Origin of the sequence: Nocardioides sp., from assembly GCA_037045645.1 — a bacterium.
Taxonomy (GTDB): Bacteria; Actinomycetota; Actinomycetes; order Propionibacteriales; family Nocardioidaceae; genus Nocardioides.
Genome location: JBAOIH010000003.1, coordinates 268,024 through 288,000, shown reverse-complemented (window position 1 = coordinate 288,000; position 19,977 = coordinate 268,024). Strand labels below are relative to the sequence as shown.

16 protein-coding genes are annotated in these 19,977 nt (G+C 68.7%); 6 read left to right on the top strand and 10 right to left on the bottom strand.

Annotated features, from left to right (window positions below):
- The 5 genes from V9G04_13180 to V9G04_13160 all read right to left on the bottom strand — a co-directional run.
- On the bottom strand, positions 1 to 696 hold a 696-nt coding region (locus tag V9G04_13180), incomplete at its 3' end, for a hypothetical protein (GenBank protein ID MEI2714207.1).
- 23 nt (positions 697 to 719) lie between these two features.
- The gene (locus V9G04_13175; GenBank protein ID MEI2714206.1) at positions 720 to 1,940 is read right to left on the bottom strand and encodes a glycoside hydrolase family 16 protein; all 1,221 of its coding nucleotides are present in this window, start codon (positions 1,938 to 1,940) and stop codon (positions 720 to 722) included.
- A 156-nt stretch (positions 1,941 to 2,096) separates the two neighbouring features.
- Positions 2,097 to 2,753: a sulfotransferase gene (locus V9G04_13170; GenBank protein MEI2714205.1), complete on the bottom strand. Its 657-nt coding sequence runs from the start codon at positions 2,751 to 2,753 to the stop codon at positions 2,097 to 2,099.
- Position 2,754: 1 nt separating this feature from the next.
- On the bottom strand, positions 2,755 to 3,486 hold the full coding sequence (locus V9G04_13165; GenBank protein ID MEI2714204.1) for a class I SAM-dependent methyltransferase: 732 nt from the start codon (positions 3,484 to 3,486) through the stop codon (positions 2,755 to 2,757).
- 10 nt (positions 3,487 to 3,496) lie between these two features.
- A complete protein-coding gene (locus V9G04_13160; protein MEI2714203.1) occupies positions 3,497 to 5,596 on the bottom strand; it encodes a glycosyltransferase in 2,100 nt (699 codons plus the stop codon).
- A gap of 37 nt (positions 5,597 to 5,633) precedes the next feature.
- On the opposite strand from V9G04_13160, the gene V9G04_13155 reads away from it, so the two are divergent.
- Genes V9G04_13155 through V9G04_13130 form a run of 6 tightly spaced genes read left to right on the top strand, consistent with a single transcriptional unit; the run spans position 5,634 to position 12,518 of the window.
- Positions 5,634 to 7,223: a hypothetical protein gene (locus V9G04_13155; GenBank protein MEI2714202.1), complete on the top strand. Its 1,590-nt coding sequence runs from the start codon at positions 5,634 to 5,636 to the stop codon at positions 7,221 to 7,223.
- Positions 7,220 to 8,851 carry a glycosyltransferase family 2 protein gene (locus V9G04_13150; GenBank protein MEI2714201.1) on the top strand — a complete coding sequence of 544 codons (1,632 nt, stop codon included), beginning with the start codon at positions 7,220 to 7,222 and terminating at the stop codon, positions 8,849 to 8,851. The genes V9G04_13155 and V9G04_13150 overlap by 4 nt, the downstream gene beginning before the upstream one ends.
- Positions 8,848 to 10,371 (top strand): glycosyltransferase family A protein, encoded by a 1,524-nt coding sequence (locus V9G04_13145; GenBank protein ID MEI2714200.1) that lies wholly within the window; start codon positions 8,848 to 8,850, stop codon positions 10,369 to 10,371. Before V9G04_13150 ends, V9G04_13145 begins: the two co-directional genes overlap by 4 nt.
- Positions 10,368 to 11,348, top strand: coding sequence for an ABC transporter ATP-binding protein (locus tag V9G04_13140; GenBank protein ID MEI2714199.1), 981 nt, complete (start codon positions 10,368 to 10,370; stop codon positions 11,346 to 11,348). Before V9G04_13145 ends, V9G04_13140 begins: the two co-directional genes overlap by 4 nt.
- Positions 11,345 to 12,115 (top strand): ABC transporter permease, encoded by a 771-nt coding sequence (locus V9G04_13135; GenBank protein ID MEI2714198.1) that lies wholly within the window; start codon positions 11,345 to 11,347, stop codon positions 12,113 to 12,115. Before V9G04_13140 ends, V9G04_13135 begins: the two co-directional genes overlap by 4 nt.
- A gap of 7 nt (positions 12,116 to 12,122) precedes the next feature.
- Positions 12,123 to 12,518, top strand: a complete 396-nt coding sequence (locus V9G04_13130) for a hypothetical protein (GenBank protein MEI2714197.1) — start codon at positions 12,123 to 12,125, stop codon at positions 12,516 to 12,518.
- A 762-nt stretch (positions 12,519 to 13,280) separates the two neighbouring features.
- Here the strand turns inward: V9G04_13130 and V9G04_13125 are convergent.
- From V9G04_13125 to V9G04_13105, 5 genes are all read right to left on the bottom strand, one after another.
- Complete coding sequence (locus tag V9G04_13125; protein ID MEI2714196.1) at positions 13,281 to 14,435, bottom strand: nucleotide sugar dehydrogenase; 1,155 nt, start codon at positions 14,433 to 14,435, stop codon at positions 13,281 to 13,283.
- 10 nt (positions 14,436 to 14,445) lie between these two features.
- Entirely contained in the window at positions 14,446 to 15,609 is a 1,164-nt protein-coding gene (locus tag V9G04_13120) for an aminotransferase class I/II-fold pyridoxal phosphate-dependent enzyme (GenBank protein MEI2714195.1), read from the bottom strand.
- Positions 15,610 to 15,830: 221 nt separating this feature from the next.
- A complete protein-coding gene (locus V9G04_13115) occupies positions 15,831 to 17,024 on the bottom strand; it encodes an IS3 family transposase (GenBank protein ID MEI2714194.1) in 1,194 nt (397 codons plus the stop codon).
- Positions 16,922 to 19,381, bottom strand: coding sequence for an FAD-dependent oxidoreductase (locus V9G04_13110; GenBank protein MEI2714193.1), 2,460 nt, complete (start codon positions 19,379 to 19,381; stop codon positions 16,922 to 16,924). The genes V9G04_13115 and V9G04_13110 overlap by 103 nt, the downstream gene beginning before the upstream one ends.
- Positions 19,378 to 19,917 (bottom strand): PadR family transcriptional regulator, encoded by a 540-nt coding sequence (locus tag V9G04_13105; protein MEI2714192.1) that lies wholly within the window; start codon positions 19,915 to 19,917, stop codon positions 19,378 to 19,380. The genes V9G04_13110 and V9G04_13105 overlap by 4 nt, the downstream gene beginning before the upstream one ends.
- Positions 19,918 to 19,977: the final 60 nt, after the last annotated feature.

Sequence of the window (19,977 nt, the reverse complement as noted above, 5' to 3'; positions counted from 1 at the left end):
GAAGTGCTGGTCGCGCCACGGCGTGATGATCGAGACCAGGGGTCCGCCCGGGCCGGCCGACCAGAGGCGGACGGGCTCGTCGAGCGGCAACGGGGCGGCATCCTGATAGGACAGATCTCGCCCGATCGCATCGTGCTCCTGTGCGACGACCAGGCCCGCGTGGTCGATCAGGGCCTCGCGTGCGTCCCCGAGGGTGAGCACCCGATCGCGATCAGCACCGGGGAGCGGCAGGGGCGTGTCCGGTGTGGCGTGGGTGAGGAAATGGCCCAGGGGGCTCAGGCCCTCCAGGTCGGTGCCCGCCGGGAGCGTACGCAGGTAGCGACCGGAGTCGAAGAGTGGGCCGGTGACGAACTCGGCCTGCTCGGGTGCGGACAAGAACTCCAGCACCTTGCGGAACTGGCCGCGCCGCCACGCCTTGTCCATCGGTTTGGGCAGCGAGCCCAGGCTCAACAGCGGGGTCGGAGGCAGACCCGCGGTCATGCCCGTCGTGAGCAGTGCGCGGGCAGCGGCGCGGCGGTCGGGGAACACCTCACCGGCCGCGGCGGCGTAGAAGGCCGGGTCGAACAGGCCAGAACGCAGCAGGGCCTGGACCTGGGCACGCAACAACCCCCCCGGCCCTTCGGCGGCCCCTGGATCGGGACCGGCCGGCGTGGGCGCGGGGGGGCTGTGGGAGTTGCCCTTGGTGGTCCGGCGCACCGGATCACCCTAGTGCGCGGGCGTCAGCCCTGGGTCTTGTCCTGCCAGACACGCACCCAGTCGACGTCGAACTCCTGCGGCAGGTTCTTCTCCCCGCCGAGCTTCTTGAGCTCGTAGTCGGACGACAGCAGGCTCAAGATGATGAACTGGCGTACGCCCGAGACACCCTTGGTGGTGCGGTAGGTCTCGCGGCCGTCGATGCGGAACACGTACGCCGACGGCGTCCACTCGACCGAGAACACGTGGTAGCGGCCCCACCACGAGTCCTTCTTGTTGGCCAGGTACTGGTTGGGCTTCTTCAAGAAGCCGCCGATCTTGTCGAGTTCACCCTTGCCGTTGGGGGCGTAGATGAAGGAGGTAAGGCCACCGCCCGTCCCGCCCTGTCCGAACCACTCGATCACGTCGATCTCGGCGCCACCGGTGTGCGCGGAGGCTGCGTCCTTGTCGAGGTGGTAGGGCTGCAGCCAGAACGACGCGTGCTGACCCTGACGCTTCTGGAACTTCATCCGCGCCGCGACCACGCCGTAGCGCAGGTCGACCTTGCCCATCGTGGAGATGTGGCCGTTGAGGCGGTACTTGAACTTTCCGATCTTCGAGCCGTCGCCACGCTTGGCCACGCACGTCTTCTTGGCCTTCTTCTTGTCGACGATGACCTTCAACTGCACCGTGCCCTTGCGGACCTTGGCGGCCTTCGGCGAGCCCTTGGAGCAACGGCGCAGACCCTGGGGGTTGTAGGTGGTGCCGCGGTGCATCCACGAGGAGCCCAACTTGCGACCGTTGAACTCGTCGGAGAAGTCCGCGGCGCCCCAGGCGCCGGCGGTAACGGGGGCGCTGCTGACGCCACCGGCGAAGGTCACGCGGACCTGGCTGCCCGACAGGCTGGGCTTGAGGGTGAACTCGGCCGCGCGGGAGCGGTTGACCTTGGTCTTGGAGACGGCGACCCAGTTGGTGCCGTCAAAACGCTCCAGGGTGGCGGCCCGGCCCTTCTTGGAAGCGGGGCTCGTACGCGCGGAGGCGACGAACTTGGCCTTGTTGGCCGACGCCTTGCCCTTGCCGGGCTGGGCGATGCCGGGCAGCACCGTCAGGGCAGCGGTCTCGGCACGGCGCTCGACCGACTGATTCTGGGTGGAGGCGGACTCGTTGGCTGCGGTGGCGCTGGTGGCTCCGCTGGCAAGCGCGAGGGCGGCGACGCCGGCGATCAGGCCGGTCAGCGCCTTCGGTGCGTTCGATCGACGATGGGACAAGGGAGTTGCCTCTCTGTTGCGTGGTGCTGTTGCTGGTGCGATTGCGGGTGACGTGGTCGAACGGGAACGGTTCCCGGGGAGTGTGATGCAGAGTCGTGAGGTCTGGTTCTCCATTCGGGCCGGTGCTCAAACGCGTCCGATCTCACGACGCAGGGCTCAAACCGAGTGTCGCTGCCCGAGTGTCGCCTGGACCCTAGCAAGGTCGAAAGGCTCGCCGAGCCAGTCGAAGAGGCCTTCGAGGGATGAGGGGTCGGCGACGTAGTCGTCGTAGTGCACGCGATAGGCCGCCTCGCCCAGTCGGACCTGCGCCTCGAGGATGCCGTCCTCGATCTGGCGCAGGTAGGCGGTGTTGTCCTTCTTGGCCCACCACTTGCTCTTGAGTACGTCCGCATGGTTGCGGGTGTTGACCACGAATCGGGCGCCGGGAAAGACTTCTTGCATCCAGGCCACGTAGTCCAGGAGGTCGGGCTGGTACCACCGGATCTCCTTGAATCCGGTGACGCGGGTGTCCGCGTCGGGCCGCAACACGGTGTCGACGAACAGGCGGCGACAATCGCGCACCGACTGCTCGACGGCGAAGTCGGAGATGCCGAAGAACGGGTGCGTGCCCTTGCGGCGGCGCTCGGGCACGCCGCGCTGACTCTCGTCGACCAGTGTCTGGTGGTAGCGAAACAGGTGATACAGCGCGCCGTTGTTCTCCCCGCGGACGAGGTAGCCCGGGATGGAGTTCAGCAGACCTTGGACCAGCGTCGAGCCGGACCGGCCGTACGTCACCACGAAGACGTAGCCGAGGTCGTCTGCTCGCGACTGCATCTCAGCGACCCGCGCCGTCGCGTCGGCGCAGTGAATACAGCGACTGACCGTCGGTCTCGCGGCCGTACGCGAACTCGTCGACCGCGAGCCCGGCCTGCCACAGCACCCGCTCGAAGTGGCCGCGTTCGAAGCGCACGCAGTGCAGCCGTCCCTTCCAGTCGAAGGGTCCGTAGCCGACCGGGTTCTCCTCACACGGGGAGACGCCGTCCTCGACGAAGGCGGTCATCACGGCGCGACCTCCGGGCGCCAGGATGCGCGCGATCGTGGCGGAGTATCCCGCGACGTCGGCTTCGAGCATGTGCGAGAAGACCGAGTACGCGTACAGCACGTCGACCGTGCCGTCCTCGGCCGGGATCGCGAACGTCGCCTCACCGTCGGGGTTGTAGCGCTCGTTGCGTTGGTCGACCAGGGAGAAGCGGGTGTGCCGGTCGGTGAGGTTGGTTTGGGCCCACTCCACCAGGGTCGGCTGCACGTCGACACCGTGGTAGTCGCGGACGTGGCCGAGTGCCTGTTTGACTCCGACGGCGAGCCGCCCGGCCCCGCAGCCCCAGTCGAGCAGGCTGGAGTTGCGGTCGAGTCCGGCGTACCGCTGCAGCACGGCGACGTCGCGGATCGCAGCATCGACGAAGTCGGCATCCTGGCGAAAGTGCGCGCCTCCCATCCGCAACCGCACGGGCGGCAGCGTCAGCTCGTGGACGGCGTCCGACGAGCGGGTGAGGGAGGCTTGCGACATGGCGGGGAGTCTACGGCCGGACGGCTGGGATCGCGGTCGTGAGGGGCACGAGTGCGTCGATCAGTTGGCGGGCCCGGGCGTCGAAGGAGTGCTCGGTGATCACCCGGTGGGCCAGGGTCCGTCGCTGCTCGTCGGTGCCGAACCGTGCGCGCCAGTCGCCGCTGGTGATCCGCGCGAAGTCGTCCGCGTCACGCCAGACTGCGATCGTGTCGCCGAAGAGTTCGTGCAGCCCGGCCACGTCGTCGCAGATCAGGCGGCCGGCGGCAGCGAGGACGTCGAAGGTGCGGTTGGAGACGAACCCGAGCTCGCGCATGTCGGGCCAGTGGTCGTTGAGGACGGCACCGGCTCGGGCGTACGCAGCGCCGAGTCGGTCGGCGGGCACGTGGACGCCGCTGACCGCGCCGGGCGGCAACAGGTCGGACCATCCGTCGCCGTACACCGTGAGGGGCAGGTCCAACTCGCGCGCCAGGCGTACGGAATCGCGCATCGTGGCGCGCGAGTTGCCCACGAACAGGAACTCCGGGCCGGTGTCGGGCTGGCCCACTCCGGGATAGAAGAGTCGTGGATCGGTGCACTGCAGCAGCGGCTCGATCGGCAGCCGCCACCTGCTCGTCCGGTCGCGAGCCCAGGCGGGACCGGCGGCGAACCGGCGGTCGTACGGTCGGCACTCCTCGGCGGTGACGTCGGCCGGGTGACTGATCACCCACAGCGCGTGCACCTGGTTGTCGCGCGGCGCGACCGGGACGGCTTCGAGACCGCGGATCACCAGCACGATGTCGTCGAGGTCGCGCGAGGCCCGGGCGCGGGTCTCGGGGTGATCGATGCTCACCCACTGGCCGGCGCGTTCGAGCGCGTCTTTGAGCGAGCGCGCGAAGACGTCGTCCCCCCAGCGCCGACCGCGTGGGGCCGCTGGCGCGGCGATATCGAGGGCCCAGCGCCGGGCGGGGAGACCCTCGCGGATGCGCAGCGGGTGCCCCGGCGATTCGAAACCGGCGGCGGCCAGGAGGCTTAGCGGGTGCGTGGTGGCCAACTGGTGGCTTCCAGGCACCCGAGAGCGCGGGTCGGGCACCGTCGCGCGGGCCTCCGGGACCACGTACGTCTGCCCGATCGCGGCGGTGAGCTCGCTGATCTGCCCTCCGGTGGACACCTCGGTGTCCAGCCCCGCCCGGCGCGCCGCGGCGGTGTCGACCGCGACGACTCCCGGCCAGGCGGCCTCGACCGGCAGGTGGGCCATCCGTGCCACGTCGTCGGGGGTGGTGCCGGCGAGCAGCGGCCCCCAGGTCGAGTTGGCCCGCACCGCCCGTTGAGTTGGGCCGGACTGAGCGTTGAGTTCGGCCTGGCTGTGCAGGACGGCCCCCGCGGCGACCACATCCCCGGCCGGGGTCAGCAGCAGGGCGGTCGTCGACGTGGTCGGCCCGACCTTGGGCAACAACAGGTCCAGCCAAGGCCACAGCGGTGTCTCGACGTCGGGCTCGACCAGCACGGTGATCGCGGCACTGGCGGCGGCGAGCGAGTCGACAATGCGTACGCCGGGGATCGCCGCACCGGTCCCTCTCGCCAACCTTGCCAGCACAGGATCGTCGGTCATCACCAGGATCTCGACGGTCGCAGAAATTCGGTACGCCTGGCGCAGCCAGGGCAGGAGCCGCGCGAAGTCGCGGTGCGGAAGGACCAGGGAGACGTCGGGGGCGTCCACCGGTCGCCCGTGGGCGACGGCATGGCGTACGTCGGCCAACGTCACCTTGTCCCCGAAGCGCCAGGGCAACTCGGTCTGGTCGGTCAACGACTCCCACCACTGCGCGCTGATCGTGCCCAGGAGGGGGTGCGTGCCGCGGGTGCGTTCGGGCCGACTCAGATAGAAGGACAGCGGGTCAGGCGCCTTGTCGCGCCAGCGCCCACCGGGGTAGACCCAGGTCGGTTCGAAGAGCGGGTGCGGACTCAGATCCTCGGTGGCTGCCCGGCTGACATAGTCGCGGGCGGCGGCCAGACGGTCGGCGTACGCGTGTCCGGTCTGCGCCGAGACCCACTCATGGTCGAAGATCGGACTTGTGGCGACGGTCTCGGCCGCTGCTGTGATGGAGGCGGCGGAGTCCGGCCCGGGATGCGGCACGATACCTACGATATCGCCGCCTGAGCGAGGAGGATCGGTGACGAGCGCAGCGGTCGACGCCAGGGTCCCCGCATCGCTGCGCGGGCTGTTGGAGCGTACGAAGGGGCCGGTCGCGTTGGTCGCGCTGGAGTGCCCCGACTTGGTCGGCGAAGTCACCACGAACCCCGAGGGCGCTCGCGCCGTCGTACTCGCCGTGCCCGACATCGCGACGCTGCGTTCCCAGGCCCGGACGCCGGGGTTGCTGCCCGAGTTGGCACGGGTGCGCAACCTCAGCCTTTGGATCGCTTCTGCCGACGCCCCGGTCGTGCCCGAGGTATTGCCGGGGTGGCCGCCGTTGCGGGCCTTCGACACCCATCGCACCCGCGACGGCGGGGCGATCACGACTCTGGGGTTCGCCGGTCCCGTGGACGCGAGCGAGGTCGTACGCACTCTGGCGCGAACTGCCGGGACCACCACCCTCGACCACGCTGGTCTCGTCGTGGCTACCGAGGTGGACGACGACGCGAAGGTGCCACCCGACCTGGTCTTGAGTGACAACGCAGCGAGTCAGCCCAACGAGGTCACCGGGCGCGCGGCAGTTAGAGCCCCGATGCCGCCACCTGTCGACGAAGGCGTCTTCAACCCGATCGGCTTCCGGCGCGACTGGACTCGTGACGTGGTCGATCTGCCGCCCGGTCCGGTGACCCCTCACACCATCCGCGCCCTGCGCGACGCGTGGGTCGTACGCATCCCCGCGAGCCTGCGCCAAGCCGAAGCCGACGCGGCGGCGCTCGCGATGGCCGGAGTCCCCGTGTGTGTGGGCGAGCCGCCTGCGCGCTGGCGCGATCCACTGATCCGCGAGGAGGACAGCCTGGCCACCCGCCGCGAGGCGCTGCGCAGTCGGTCCACGTTGGCGTGGCGGGTGGACGCGGCCGGTGAAGGGATGCGTACGACCGGACTCCCCACCGTGTCGATCGTGCTGACCACGCGCCGACCGGAGATGCTGCCCTTCGCCTTGGCGCAGATTGCCAAGCAGGCCCCTGCTGAGGTGGTCGTGGCCGGGCACGGCTTCGCGCCGGATGCCCAGGTCGTACGCCATGCGCTCGGTGATCGCCCCGCGACCGTGCTCTGTCTCGACGGCGACACCCTCTTCGGTGACGCGCTGCAGCAGGCGACGTTGGCTGCGTCGGGCGATGTCGTAGTGAAGTTCGACGACGACGACTGGTACGGCCCGGACGTGATCACCGACCTGTTGTGGGCGCGCCGCTACTCGGACGCCACACTTGTCGGCATGCCCGCCGAGTTCGTCTATCTCGAACCGCTCGGGATCACCGTGCGGCGGCCGGGGCCGACCGAGGTCTTCGGCTCCGTGGTGGCGGGCGGCACGATGATGATCGGCCGTGCCGACCTGCTCTCGCTGGGCGGCTGGCGCTCGGTCGCGCGGTTCGCCGACGCGCAGTTGCTGGGGGCCGTACGCCGTGCCGGTGGCACGATCTATCGCACCCAGGGGCTGGGCTACCTGCTGCGCCGCACCTCGGACGGACACACCTGGAACCCCGACCTGGCGTATTTCCTCAACTCCACGCGCGTCGCCGCTCAATGGCGCGGCTTCGCGCCGCTGGGGTGGCTCAGTGAGGACGCGCGATGAGCCAGCAACGCGTACGCCACAACGACTGGGGCACCCTGATCCTGCCCGCCTTCGACGAGTGGGAGCCGACCAAGTCGGTGTCGGTGGTGATCCCGGCCTACGACTGCGCCGACACGTTGCCGTACGTCTTGGCCGGGCTGGCCGCGCAGACCTATCCCGCGCACCTGCTCGAAGTGCTCGTGGTCGACGATTCGCCGAGCCCGATCACGCTGCCCGAGTTGCGACCCGAACGGACCCGGCTGTTGCGTACGGCGTCCGGTTGGGGACGTGCTGCCGCCTGCCACACCGGCGCGGAGGCTGCCGACGGCGACATCCTCCACTGGCTCGACTCCGACATGCTCGCCGAAGCCGACGAGGTGGCTCGGCAGGCCCGCTGGCACGACCTCCTGGACCACGCCGTCGTCTTGGGTCAGAAGTGGTTCGTCGATCCGGCCCCGTTGTCCGGGGTGTCGCCCGAGCAGGTACGCGAGATCGTGGCTCGTGGTGAGGTCGGGACGCTATTCGCGGGCCAGGAGCGGCTGCCGCACGACTGGGTCGAGTCGCTGTACGGCCAATCCGAGGACCTGCGGCTCTCCGGCCCACGCGCCCATCGCGCGCACGTGGGGGCGTCGGCGTCGCTGCTGCGATCGCTGTATTTCGAGGCAGGCGGGATGGATACCTCCCTGCGGCTGGGTGAGGACTCCGAGTTGGGTTATCGGCTCTCCGAATGTGGCGCCGTGTTCATCCCCGACCGGCAGGCGGTGTCGTGGCACCTGGGCAATACCCAGGTAATGCGCCGCCAGGACGACGTCAACGACTACAACCTGCCGCACCTGGCGCACCGCATCCCCGACGGCCGGGTCAAGCGCGCCAGCCAGGGGCGTACGTATCTGGTGCCCTACGCCGAGGTCGTGATCGACACCGCGGGCCTGCTCGACGCCCCCGCCTCGCACCGGCACTTCATCGGCACCGTCGAGGCCGTGCTCGCCTCGACCGTCCCGGATCTGATCGTGACGCTGATCGGTCCGTGGTCGACCTTGACCGACGAGCGCGTACGCGTCCTCGACGAGCCGTTGCGTTCGCTGCGCGCGGCGCACGACATGTTCACGCCCGACCCGCGCGTGCATTTCGTGGAGTCACTGCCGCCCGGTCGCTCGCCCGCGATGGTGCGGTTGACGCTGACGTCGACGGAGTACGCGCCGGATCCGGGCACCCTCAATCGACTGATCCGCGACCTGGAGCTGACCCATCACGGCGTCCGGTCGGCGCTGCTGCCCGACGGGTTGGTGGCCCGTCTCGAACGTACGGCCGCCGTCTCGCGCGCGCGCCGGGTGGCGGAGCCGGGCGAGTCGCTCGACGACGTGATCGACGAACTGTTCGGCTCCTGGTGGGTGGAAGGGGCCGAGTTGGGCTTCGTGCCGACCGTCGAGACCTACGTACGCCGGCTGCCCGGTCGAGCCGGTCCGCCGCAGGACCCGGTGGAGGTGGCGCGCGGTCGCAAGCCCGCGAGTGCGCCGGCGGCGCCCGATGTTGTGGTGGACGATCCCGAACCCACGGTGCTGCGGCGTGTGCGGTCCCTGGCAGGGCGGGTGTTACGGCGCGCAGGGTTGGGCCGGACTGGATCCGGCCGGACTGGGTCGGGCCGGTGAGCGACCCACTGGCCGACATCGCCGCCGAGCCGCAGTCGTGGACGGCGTCGGTGCGTGACCTGCTCGACCTGCGCACCCTCGCGGTCGACGGTGGCAAGGCCCGGGTCTTCGCGATTCGGGTCGAGTCAGGCGCCTCGATCCTGCTCCGACCGCGCGCGGAATGGCCCGCCCTCGAACGACTGCGTGGCCGTCGGGTCGGCGGCGCCTGGCTGCTGGTCGCGCGCTTCGCCAAGCCGGTGCCCGTCGCCGCCCTCGTCACCGAACTGGCCCGCCAGGCGGTCTGGCGAGACGACACCGGCAACGAGGGACTATGGGTCGAGGGCTCGGGCACGTCGGCTGACGTACCACCCGACCTCGGCACGCCCGCCCCGGCGGGCGACATCACCCGGCGAGCGGTGGTCGCGCCTTTGCCGGGCCCTGCGCTTGACGAGCGGGTGCTCAACCCGTGCGGTTTCGTACGCGAGTCCACCGAAGACGTGATCTCCCTACCGGTGGACGCCGACCTCGGGGACGCTCTCGTCGCGTCGTTGCGCAGTGCCCGCGGAGTGCGGGTGGACGCGTCGACGGCTGTCGAGACGGTCGCCGGGCTGGCGATGGCAGGGGTGCCGCTGGTGTCGCCCGGCCCGCTGGATCCGGCCCTGGATGCGGTGTCGGGTTTGGTCACACGCCCGGTCGATCTGTCCGATCCGCTCGCCCGCGAGGAGCATTCGCTGGAGCTGCGACGGGCGGCTTTGGATGCGTACGGTCTGCGGTCCTGGCGTCGTCGCGTAGCGGGCCAGATCGGCGTACGACTGGCTCCCGAACCCACCGTCAGCGTGCTGCTCGCGACCCGGCGTGAGGAGATGCTCGACTTCGCGCTGCGGCAGGTGGCGCGACAGCGCGGTGTGTCGCTCGAACTCGTCTTGGCGACCCACGGCTTCGAGGTGTCGCCGGCTCGGGTCGCGGCGGTGCTCGGGTCGGTGCCGTTCGTACTCGCTCCGCAACCCGCCGAGACGCTCTTCGGGGACGTGCTGCAGCAGGCCGTGACCCGCGCCTCGGGTGAGGTGCTGCTGAAGATGGACGACGACGACTGGTATTCGCCCGACGCGATCGCCGACCTGCTGCGCGCGCGGCTGTATTCCGGTGCCGAGATCGTCGGAATGCCTGCGGACGTGCACTACCTCTCCGAGCCGGATCTGACCGTCTCGCGCGGGCACGCGGTCGAGACTCCGGCCGCGTTCGTGGCGGGCGGGACGATGATGCTCGATCGCTCCACCCTGCTGTCGGTCGGCGGTTTCCGGCCCGTACGCAAGTTCGTCGACGCGCAACTGCTCGCCGCCGTCGTCGCCGCCGGTGGCACCGTCTATCGCACCCACGGGCTGGGTTATGTGCTGCGCCGCAACCCGACGGGGCACACCTGGCAGGTCGACCTGGACTATCTGCTCGACCCGTCTCGCACCACATCGACGACGCCCGGGTTCGCCCCGAGTCGCCTGATGGAGATCGACCCCCAAGATCTGCCCTCGGAGGATCCATCATGAACATGGCCGTCGAAGCCCGCGAATTGCGCCGTACGTTCACCAGCCGCACCGAGATGTGGCGGCGTACGACCAAGACTGTCGAGGCCGTGCGTGGTGTGAGCTTCGAGATCGCGCCCGGGGAGTTGTTCGGGCTGCTCGGACCCAACGGCGCCGGCAAGACCACCACGATCAAGATGCTGATCACGCTGCTGCTGCCCACCTCTGGTGGCGCGAGCGTGTTGGGGCACGACGTCGTGACGGACGTACGCGAGGTACGGCGCCGGATCGGGTACGTCTTCGGTGGTGATCGTGGTCTCTACGAACGCCTCACCGGGCTGGACAACCTGCGCTACTTCTCCGAGCTCTATGGCGTCTCGCCGCGTGATCAGAAGAAGCGCATCGGCGAACTGCTCGAGCTCGTCGGCCTCACCGGTCGCGAGGGCGAGAAGGTCGAGGGCTATTCGCGCGGGATGCGGCAACGGCTGCACATCGCGCGCGGGCTGTTGCACGACCCCGACGTGTTCTTCCTCGACGAGCCGTCGATCGGGATCGACCCGGTCGGCGCTCGCGAGTTGCGCGCCACGATCTCGGGCCTGCGTGACCAGGGCAAGACGGTGCTGCTGACCACGCACTACATGTTCGAAGCCGACGAATTGTGCGACCGGATCGCGGTGATCCGCTCCGGCTCGATCGTGGCCGAGGGCACCCCGGCGCAGTTGAAGGGCCTGGTGAGTGCCGGGCGTGTGCTGGAGGTCGAGACGTTCGGTGCGCCTTCCTCGGTCGTCGACGCGACTCGGCTGGTGGCGGGCGTACGCACGGTCGCGGTCGAGGATCGCGGGCAGTCGCAGGTGCTGGTCGTCGCGTGCGAGCCGGGCGCGGAAGTCACCCAGCAGGTGCTGGGCCTGCTCGGTGACGTGCGGGTCGGGCGGGTCAGTCACCGCGAACCCACGCTGGAAGATGCCTACGTCGAACTCGTCACCTCGGGTGCCGACTCGTGAGTCGGCTGCGGCAACTGTGGGTCTGTTATCGCCTGCAGCTGAAGGTGATGATCTTCTCGCCCTTCGAGGGTTTCTTGCAGATCTTCTTCCCGCTGATGTTCGCCACCGCGGCGCTGCTGGTCTATCGCGTACACAACGATCCGGACGCGATGTTGTACGCCGGGATCGGCGCCGCCGCGATGGGCATCTGGACCTCGCAGACCACCACGGCGGCGACTCTCGTACAACGCGAACGCTGGGCAGGCACCCTGGAGTTGCTGGTCGCGGCGCCGACTCCGTTCGCCTTCGTGGTGCTGCCGGTGACCTTCGCGATGGCGACGATGGGTCTGTACAGCGTCGGCGCGGTGATGCTGTGGGACTGGTGGGTCTTTGATCTGCCGCTGCAGATTCAGAACTGGCCCGGCTTCATCCTGAGCATTCTGATGGCGACCTTCACCATTGCGCTCTTCGGGTTCCTGCTCTCGGTGACCGTGGTGCGCTATCGCACGGCGTGGGCGCTCGGGTCGGCGTTGGAATATCCCGGCTGGCTGCTGTGCGGCTTCGTCGTGCCGCTGACCTTGCTGCCAGGCTGGGCGCAACCGCTGTCGTGGGCGCTGGCGCCGACGTGGGGCGTGGAGGGGATGCGCGCGTCGGCGGCGGGGGAGAGTCCGTGGTTCGCGCTGACGATGTGTCTTGCCGTCGGGCTCGCGTACGCCCTCCTCGCCTCGTGGTTGGGCTCGGTGCTGATCGATTCTGCCCGCCGCAACGCGACCCTCTCGCTGACGTGAGCCGCACATGACCAATCTGCGGATCTTCTTCATCGGCGGCCTGATGAGCTTTCGGGCGCTCTTCAACTGGATGAACCCCTGGATCTTCGTGCCGACGATCCTGCTCGGACCGATCACCCAGATCCTGTTGTTCGCCTACATCGGTCGCGCGGCCGGCGTGGGGGACGACCGGTTCTTCATCATCGGCAACGCGCTGAACTATGCGGCGATCCCGGGCATGTTCGCGATGACATTCACCATCGGCGGCGAACGGTTTGCGCAGACTCTCGGGCTGGTGCTGGTGAGCCCGGCTCGGCGGATCCCGCTCTTCATGGGGCGTGCTTTGCCTGAGCCTGCGACACGCGACGCTGGACCGGATCTGAGTCGACTTCTTGACCGTCGGCCCACCCGCGCCGGTGGTTGAGGAGCGAGCGTCAGCGAGCGTCTCGAAACCACATCTCGCCCGTCGGCCAACACCGGTGGTTGAGGAGCGAGCGTCTCGAAACCACATCTCGCCCGTCGCCTACCCGTCGCCCACCCGGGCCGGGTCGGACGACCGTCCGAACAAGCACCCCAGCAGCGCGCAAACCCGGCCCGGGTCGGACGACCGTCCGAAGAGGTACGCCGAGCCGAGAGCCCCGGTGGTTGAGCCGAAGGCCCCGGTGGTTGAGGAGCGAGCGTGAGCGAGCGTCTCGAAACCACATCCTCGCCCGTCGCCCACCCGTCGCCTACCCGGGCCGGGTCGGACGGTTGTCCGAAGAAGCACCCCAGCAGCGCGCAAATCCGGGCCGGGTCGGACGACCGTCCGAAGAGGTACGCCGAGCCGAAGGCCCCGGTGGTTGAGGAGCGAGCGTGAGCGAGCGTCTCGAAAACCACATCTCGGCCGTCGCCCACCCGTCGCCTACCCGGGCCGGGTCGGACGGTTGTCCGAACAAGCACCCCAGCAGCGCGCAGATCCGGCCCGGGTCGGACGACCGTCCGAAGAGGTACGCCGAGCCGAAGGCCCGGTGGTTGAGGAGCGAGCGTGAGCGAGCGTCTCGAAACCACATCTCGCCCGTCGCCCACCCGGGCCGGGTCGGACGACCGTCCGAACAAGCACCCCACCAGCGCGCAAATCCGGGCCGGGTCGGACGACCGTCCGAAGAAGTACGCCGAGCCGAGGCCCCCCGACGCAAGCCCGAGCCGCTCAGTCCGCCCCGAAGATGTCGCGCGTGTAGACCTTCTCGCGTACGTCATCCAGATCGGCGGTCGGCCGGTTGGCCACGATCAGGTCAGCCCGAGCCTTGAAGTCGGCCAGGTCAGCCACGAGTTCGGCGCTCACCAGCGAGGCGTCGCGCAAAGCGGGCTCCCACACGATCACCTCGACCCCGGCGGCTTGCAGGTGCGCGATCACGCCGAGCACCGAGGAGTCTCGGAAGTTGTCCGATCCGGTCTTCATGATCAGCCGGTGGATCCCCACCACCGCGGGCGTACGGGACAAGATGTCGCGCGCCACGAACTCCTTGCGCGTCGCGTTGGCCTCGACGATCGCATGCATCAGGTTCTGCGGGACATCGGCATAGTTGGCCAGCAGTTGCCGAGTGTCCTTGGGCAGGCAGTAGCCGCCGTACCCAAACGACGGGTTGTTGTAGTGCCGCCCGATCCGCGGATCCAGCCCGACGCCGTCGATGATCTGACGCGCGCTCAGGCCGTGCGAGATCGCGAACGAGTCGAGTTCGTTGAAGTACGCCACCCGCATCGCCAGGAACGTGTTGGAGAAGAGTTTGATCGCCTCGGCTTCGGTCGGGTCGGTGAACAGCACGGGCACGTTCTCGTCCAGCGCACCCTCGACCAGCAGGGAGGCGAAGAGCCGACCCCGATCCGAATCCTCGCCCACCACGATCCGGGTCGGATGCAGGTTGTCCCACAGCGCCTTGCCCTCACGCAGGAACTCAGGCGAGAAGATCACGTCGTCGGCGTCCAAGGAGGCGACGAATCCGACCGGGATCGTCGACTTGATCACCATGGTCGCGCCGGGATCGAGCCGGCGTACGTCCGCAATCACCGCCTCGACGGTGGACGTGTCGAAATAGTCGGTCGTCTCGTCGTAGTTGGTCGGCGTCGCGATGATCACGAACTCCGCGCCGCCGTGCGCTTCCTCAGGTGTTGTCGTGAAGCGCAAGTCCAGCGATTCCTCGGCCAGATAGCGCGAGATGTCCACGTCTTCGATCGGACTTTGGCCCTGCCGCAGCAGCGCGATGCGCGACTCGTCCAGATCGAGGCCGACCACCTCATGGTGCTTGGCGAGCAGGACGGCCATGGAGAGGCCGACATAGCCCAGCCCGACGACGGTGATCTTCATTCGGACGAGTCTAGGGACGTACGTCGAGGGCCCGCGCCAGCCGACGCACGATCTCTGTCAGCCGCTCGGGCGACGTGGCGAAGTTGAGGCGTACGTGTCCGGGCAGATCACGCTGGAACATCCGGCCGTCCTGCACCCAGACACGACCTTTCGACAGGCCCAGTGCGCTCGGCTCGTCGGCGTACGCCCGCAGGTCGATCCAGGCCAGATACGTCGCCTCCGGCAGCCGCATCCGCGCGAGCGGCAGATGCTCGGCCAGCAGTGCTGCGAGCAGATCGCGCTGCGAGGTCAGCCTGGAGCGCAACGCATCGAGCCACTCGTCGCCGTCGGTGAAGGCGGCGGTCGCGGCGATCACACCGAGAGGGGAGTACGAGTCGTTGCGCGCCATGGGTACGTCGCGCAGCGCCTGCGCCGCGGCCGGAGAGGTCGTCACGAGTTGCGCGCACTTGAGCCCCGCGGTGTTGAACGCCTTGCTCGCAGCGGTCACCACCACAGCGTGGTCGTCGGTTCCCTCGATCTGGAGGTACGACAGGTGCTTGGCGCCGCCCAGAGTCAGCGGTGCGTGGATCTCATCGGAGATCACCCGAGCGCCATGACGCAGCACCACATCGCGGATGCCCTCGAGTTCGGCGCGCGTGAACACCCGACCCCACGGATTGTGCGGCTGGGTGAGCAGCAACGTGCGGGCACCGTCGGCAAAGAGGCGGTCCAGCGCATCGAGGTCGAACTCTGCGCGCTCGGCAGCTGGATCGAGGATCAGGTCGACCCGCGCCCGGCCGGTGATCTGGGCGATGTCGTGCTGCGGCGGGTAGCCCGGCAAGGGGAACACCACGGGCGCCTGCTCGCTGAAAACGTCGAGAGCCAGGCGTACGCCCGCCGTCACGTCCGCGACCGGCAGCACGTGGCCGGGGTCGACGTCGAAGCCGAACTGCCGCCGCGCCCAGCCCGCGTACGCCTCCCCGAGCGCCGCGCCCGCCCCGCCGAACTCCGGGTCCATGAATGCCGGATAGCCCGTGACGCCCTCGGTGATCGCCTGGACCAGCGACTCCTGCACACAGGGCGCGAGCGCGTAGTCCATCTCGGCGACCCAAGCCGGGAGTACGTCGGGCTCACAGGCCCCCCACTTCAGCACCAGCGCGCGCCGAGCCTCGGCATCGGTGAAGTCGCGGATCATTGCGTGAGCGTACGACCCCCACTCCCGCTGGCCGACTGTCCGCTGGTTGAGGAGCCCGCGCTCCCCCGCTGGTTGAGGAGCCCGCGCAGCGGGCGTCTCGAAACCAAGCCCTCGCCCCGCTGGTTGAGGAGCCCGCGCAGCGGGCGTCTCGAAACCAGGTCTCGCCTACAACCCCGCCGCCACCACCGTCTGAACCGCACTGGGTCTGATGGAGGCTCGGGCTATTGGATTCCGACCAAGGGCTGGTCGGTCCGTTCCGTAGCGTAGAACGTCTCCTCGAACTCTGCTGGTGGGATGTCGTTGAGGTAGCCGTGCAGACGGTCGTGGTTGTGCCAGTGGACCCAGCTCAGCGTGGCGAGCTCGAGGTCCTCGACCGTCTTCCACGGGCGGCCCTCACGCGCGGGGCCACGGACCAGTTCGGCCTTGTAATAGCCGTTCACGGTCTCGGCCAGCGCGTTATCGTACGAATCGCCGACAGTGCCGATCGAGGGCATCGCGCCGATCTCAGCCAGACGCTCGCCGTAGCGAATCGAGGTGAATTGACTGCCGGCATCCGAGTGACACCGCAGGCCAGGGAGCTGGGTCCCGCGTGACCACCGGGCCATCTCGATGGCATCGAGGACCATAGTGGTCCGCATGTGCGAGGCGACCCGCCACCCCACGATCGTGCGGGAGTAGGCGTCGATGATGAAGCAGACGTAGGCCACCGCGGCCCAAGTCGGCACGAATGTCAGATCGGTGACCCACAGTTGGTTCGGGGCCGTGGCGGTGAAGTCGCGGCCGACCAGGTCCGGGTGGCGCGGCATGCCCGGATCGGGCTTGGTGGTACGGACCCGCTTGGTGCGCCGGACCCCCTCGATGCCGGCGGTGCGCATCAGGCGGGCGACCTGGTCACGGCCGATGTCATGTCCAGCACGTCGTGCGGCCTTCCAGATCTTCCGGGCGCCGTAGACCCGGAAGTTGTCCTCCCACAGCTGCCGCACTACCGGTCCCATCACCTCGTCGCGCTGCGTGCGAGCCGAGGGTTGGCGGTTCTTGAACTCGTAGTAGCTGCTCGGGGCCACCTGCAGCACGTGGCAGATGAGCTCGACCCCCAGACGCCGGCCCGCGACCACGTCGTCACGGTTGGCGTCGATGAACGCGGCTACTTCTTGTACTGGCGGTCGAGCTCCGCCCCGAAGAAACTGGCGGCCCTCTTCAAGATCTCGTTGGCTCTCTTCGAGCTCCCGGTTCTCCTGCTCCAGCGCCTTCAGCCTGGCCGCGTCGCTCGTGCTCAGACCCGGCACGTGGCCCTCGTCGATGTCGGCCTGCTTCACCCAGGACCGAACTGACTCGGTGCCGTACCCGAGCTGGGCTGCGACCCGCTGCACTGTGCCGTGCTCAGTTCCCAGCTCGGCACGCAGCGTCCTGACCATCCGCACCGCAGCGGCCTTTTCCTCAGGGCTGTAGCGACGTGTGGTCGGCTTCCCCGGGGTGGTGTCCTTCGGCATGAGTCCATCCTCGTTTCCAAACGATGGAGACTCCAACCAACCCAGTGCAGTTCAGTCCCCTGGCGGATCGCCCGCTTGGCGTCGAGTTCGGCGGCCAGGCCGGCGCCGCCGATGAGGTGCACGAACCGGCCGGTGTCGTCGAGTGAGTCGTAGAGATCGCGTACGGACTCCTGCCCCGCACACAGCACGACGGTGTCGCACTCGATGACGTGGGATTCGCCGCCGATGGTGACATGGAGCCCGGCGTCGTCGATCCGGTCATAGGTCGCGCCGTTGATCTGGCGTACGCCCGACTGCTTCAACACCGCGCGGTGCGCCCAGCCCGACGTCTTGCCCAGAGCGATCCCGATGGGGGTGGTCTTGCGCTGGATCAGCGTGACCTGTCGCTTCGGGGATCGTGGCTTGGGAGCGGTCAGCCCGCCGCGGTCGATCGCGGGGTCACCGACGCCCCAGTGCGCGAGCCAGTCGTCGAGCGACTCTTCTTCATGGGTGAGCCAGACCGAGACGTCGACGCCGATGCCGCCGGCACCGATCACGGCGACGCGGTTGCCGGGCGTACGCGCGCCGCTGAGAAGTTCGGCGTAGGTCATCACACTCGGGTGGTCGATGCCGTCGATCTCAGGGATCCGTGGCGTCACGCCGGTGGCGATGATGACGTCGTCGTACGCCGTCAGATCTGCGGCGCTCGCGCGGGTGTTGAGGCGTACGTCCACCCCGTGCACCTCCAGCATCCGGCCGTAGTAGCGCAACGTCTCCTTGAAGTCCTCCTTGCCCGGCACGGCCATCGCGAGCCGGAACTGGCCGCCGATGTCGTTGCTGGCCTCGAAGAGCGTGACGTCGAAGCCGCGCTCGGCGGCGGAGACTGCCGCCGAGAGCCCGGCCGGTCCCGCGCCGACGACCGCGATCGTGGGCGTGGTTTCGCCCGTCGCTGGTTGAGGAGCCGACGCAGTCGGCGTCTCGAAACCCGCTTCCGCGATCCCTCCCACCGCTGGTTGAGGAGCCGACGCAGTCGGCGTCTCGAAACCAACGTCCGCGATCCCTCCGACCGCTGGTTGAGGAGCCGACGCAGTCGGCGTCTCGAAACCCGCTTCCGCGATCCCTCCCACCGCTGGTTGAGGAGCCGACGCAGTCGGCGTCTCGAAACCCCGTACGCCGGGCAGCGGCAGCAGCACCAACTCGGTCTCATGACACGCCCGCGGGTTCACCAGGCACGAGGCCCGCTTGTTGTCGAATACGTGATCCAGGCACGCCTGGTTGCACGCGATGCAGGTGTTGATCTGGTCGGCCCGGCCCGCGCGCGCCTTGCGTACGAAATCCGGATCGGCCAGGAACGGCCGCGCCATCGACACCAGATCGGCCTGCCCGCTCGCCAGGATCGACTCGGCCAACTCGGGTGAGTTGATCCGGTTCGAGGCGATCACCGGGATATCGACAACCGAGCGCAGCCGCGCCGTCAGCGAGACCCACGCACCCTGGGGCACCTGGGTGATGATCGTCGGCACCCGCGCCTCGTGCCAGCCGATGCCGGTGTTGAAGACTGTGACGCCCTGCTCCTGCAGGAGCGCGGCGAGTTCGAGCGTCTCGTCCCAGGTCTGGCCGTCCTCGACGAGATCGAGCAGCGAGATCCGATAGACGATCGGGAAGCCGTCGCCGACCAGTTCGCGTGCCCGGCGTACGACCTCCACCGGGAAGCGCATCCGGTTCGTCGCCGAGCCGCCCCACTGGTCCTCGCGGTGATTGGTGCGCGCGGCGAGGAACTGGTTGATCAGATAGCCCTCCGAGCCCATGATCTCGACCGCGTCATAGCCGGCCTTCTGGGCCAGCGCGACCGATTTCGCGAATGCAGTGGCCGTGTCATCGACCGCCTTGGTCGACAAGGCGCTCGGTTTGAACGGGGTGATCGGACTCTTGATCGCGCTGGCGGACACGCTGAGCGGGTGGTATCCGTACCGACCCGCGTGCAGCACCTGCAACGCGATCGCCCCGCCGGCCTCGTGCACCGGTCCGGTGATGTCGCGGTGCCGCATCGCCTGCAACCGCGAGGTCATCTCGGAGGCGAACGGCTTGAGCCAGCCGCGCTTGGTGGGGGCGTACCCGCCCGTGATGATCAGGCCCGCCTCGCCGCGGGCGCGCTCGGCGAAATACTCCGCCAACTTGGGGATGTCCCAGACGTAGTCCTCCAACCCGGTGTGCATCGAGCCCATCACGGTGCGGTTGCGCAGGGTGAGGTCGCCGAGGGTGACGGGGGAGAGGAGGTGGGGGTACGTCGGGTGCTCGGTCATTGCTGTCCTTCGTGTCGTGCCAGATATTCGGTGAGCCAGTCGACCCAGCCGCGTTCGGTGATCAGGCCACCGCGCAAGACCAGGTAGTGGTCGAGGTCCTGCCCGACCAGGTCGTCAGGCGAGGGGTAGTCGCGCGCCATGAACTGCTCATAGATCGCCAGCCTTTGCTGGTGCTCGACCAGGTGAGTGCGTACGGATCGCGCGACTTCGCCGCGGTCGCCGTACGACGCCCCGCGCATCTGGACGACCAGCGACGACCGGATCGGTTCGGGATCGGGGGTCGTGGCGAGCCAAGCTCGCAGGACGTCACGCCCGGTATTCGTCACCGAACTGACCTTCTTGTTCGGTCGCCCGGTCTGCTCGACGGTCTCGGAGACGACCCACCCGGCGGCCTCCATCCGGGCCAGGGTGCGATAGATCTGCTGGTGGCTGGCCGACCAGAAGAACCCGATCGACCGCTCGAACCTCCTGGTCAGGTCGAGACCCGAAGCCGGCTGTTCGAGCAGCGCCACAAGGAGCGCGTGTTCGAGGGCCATGGGGATATCCTGACCCACCTATGCAACAAGTTGCAAGACCGGCTCGCGACGTGAGAGTCA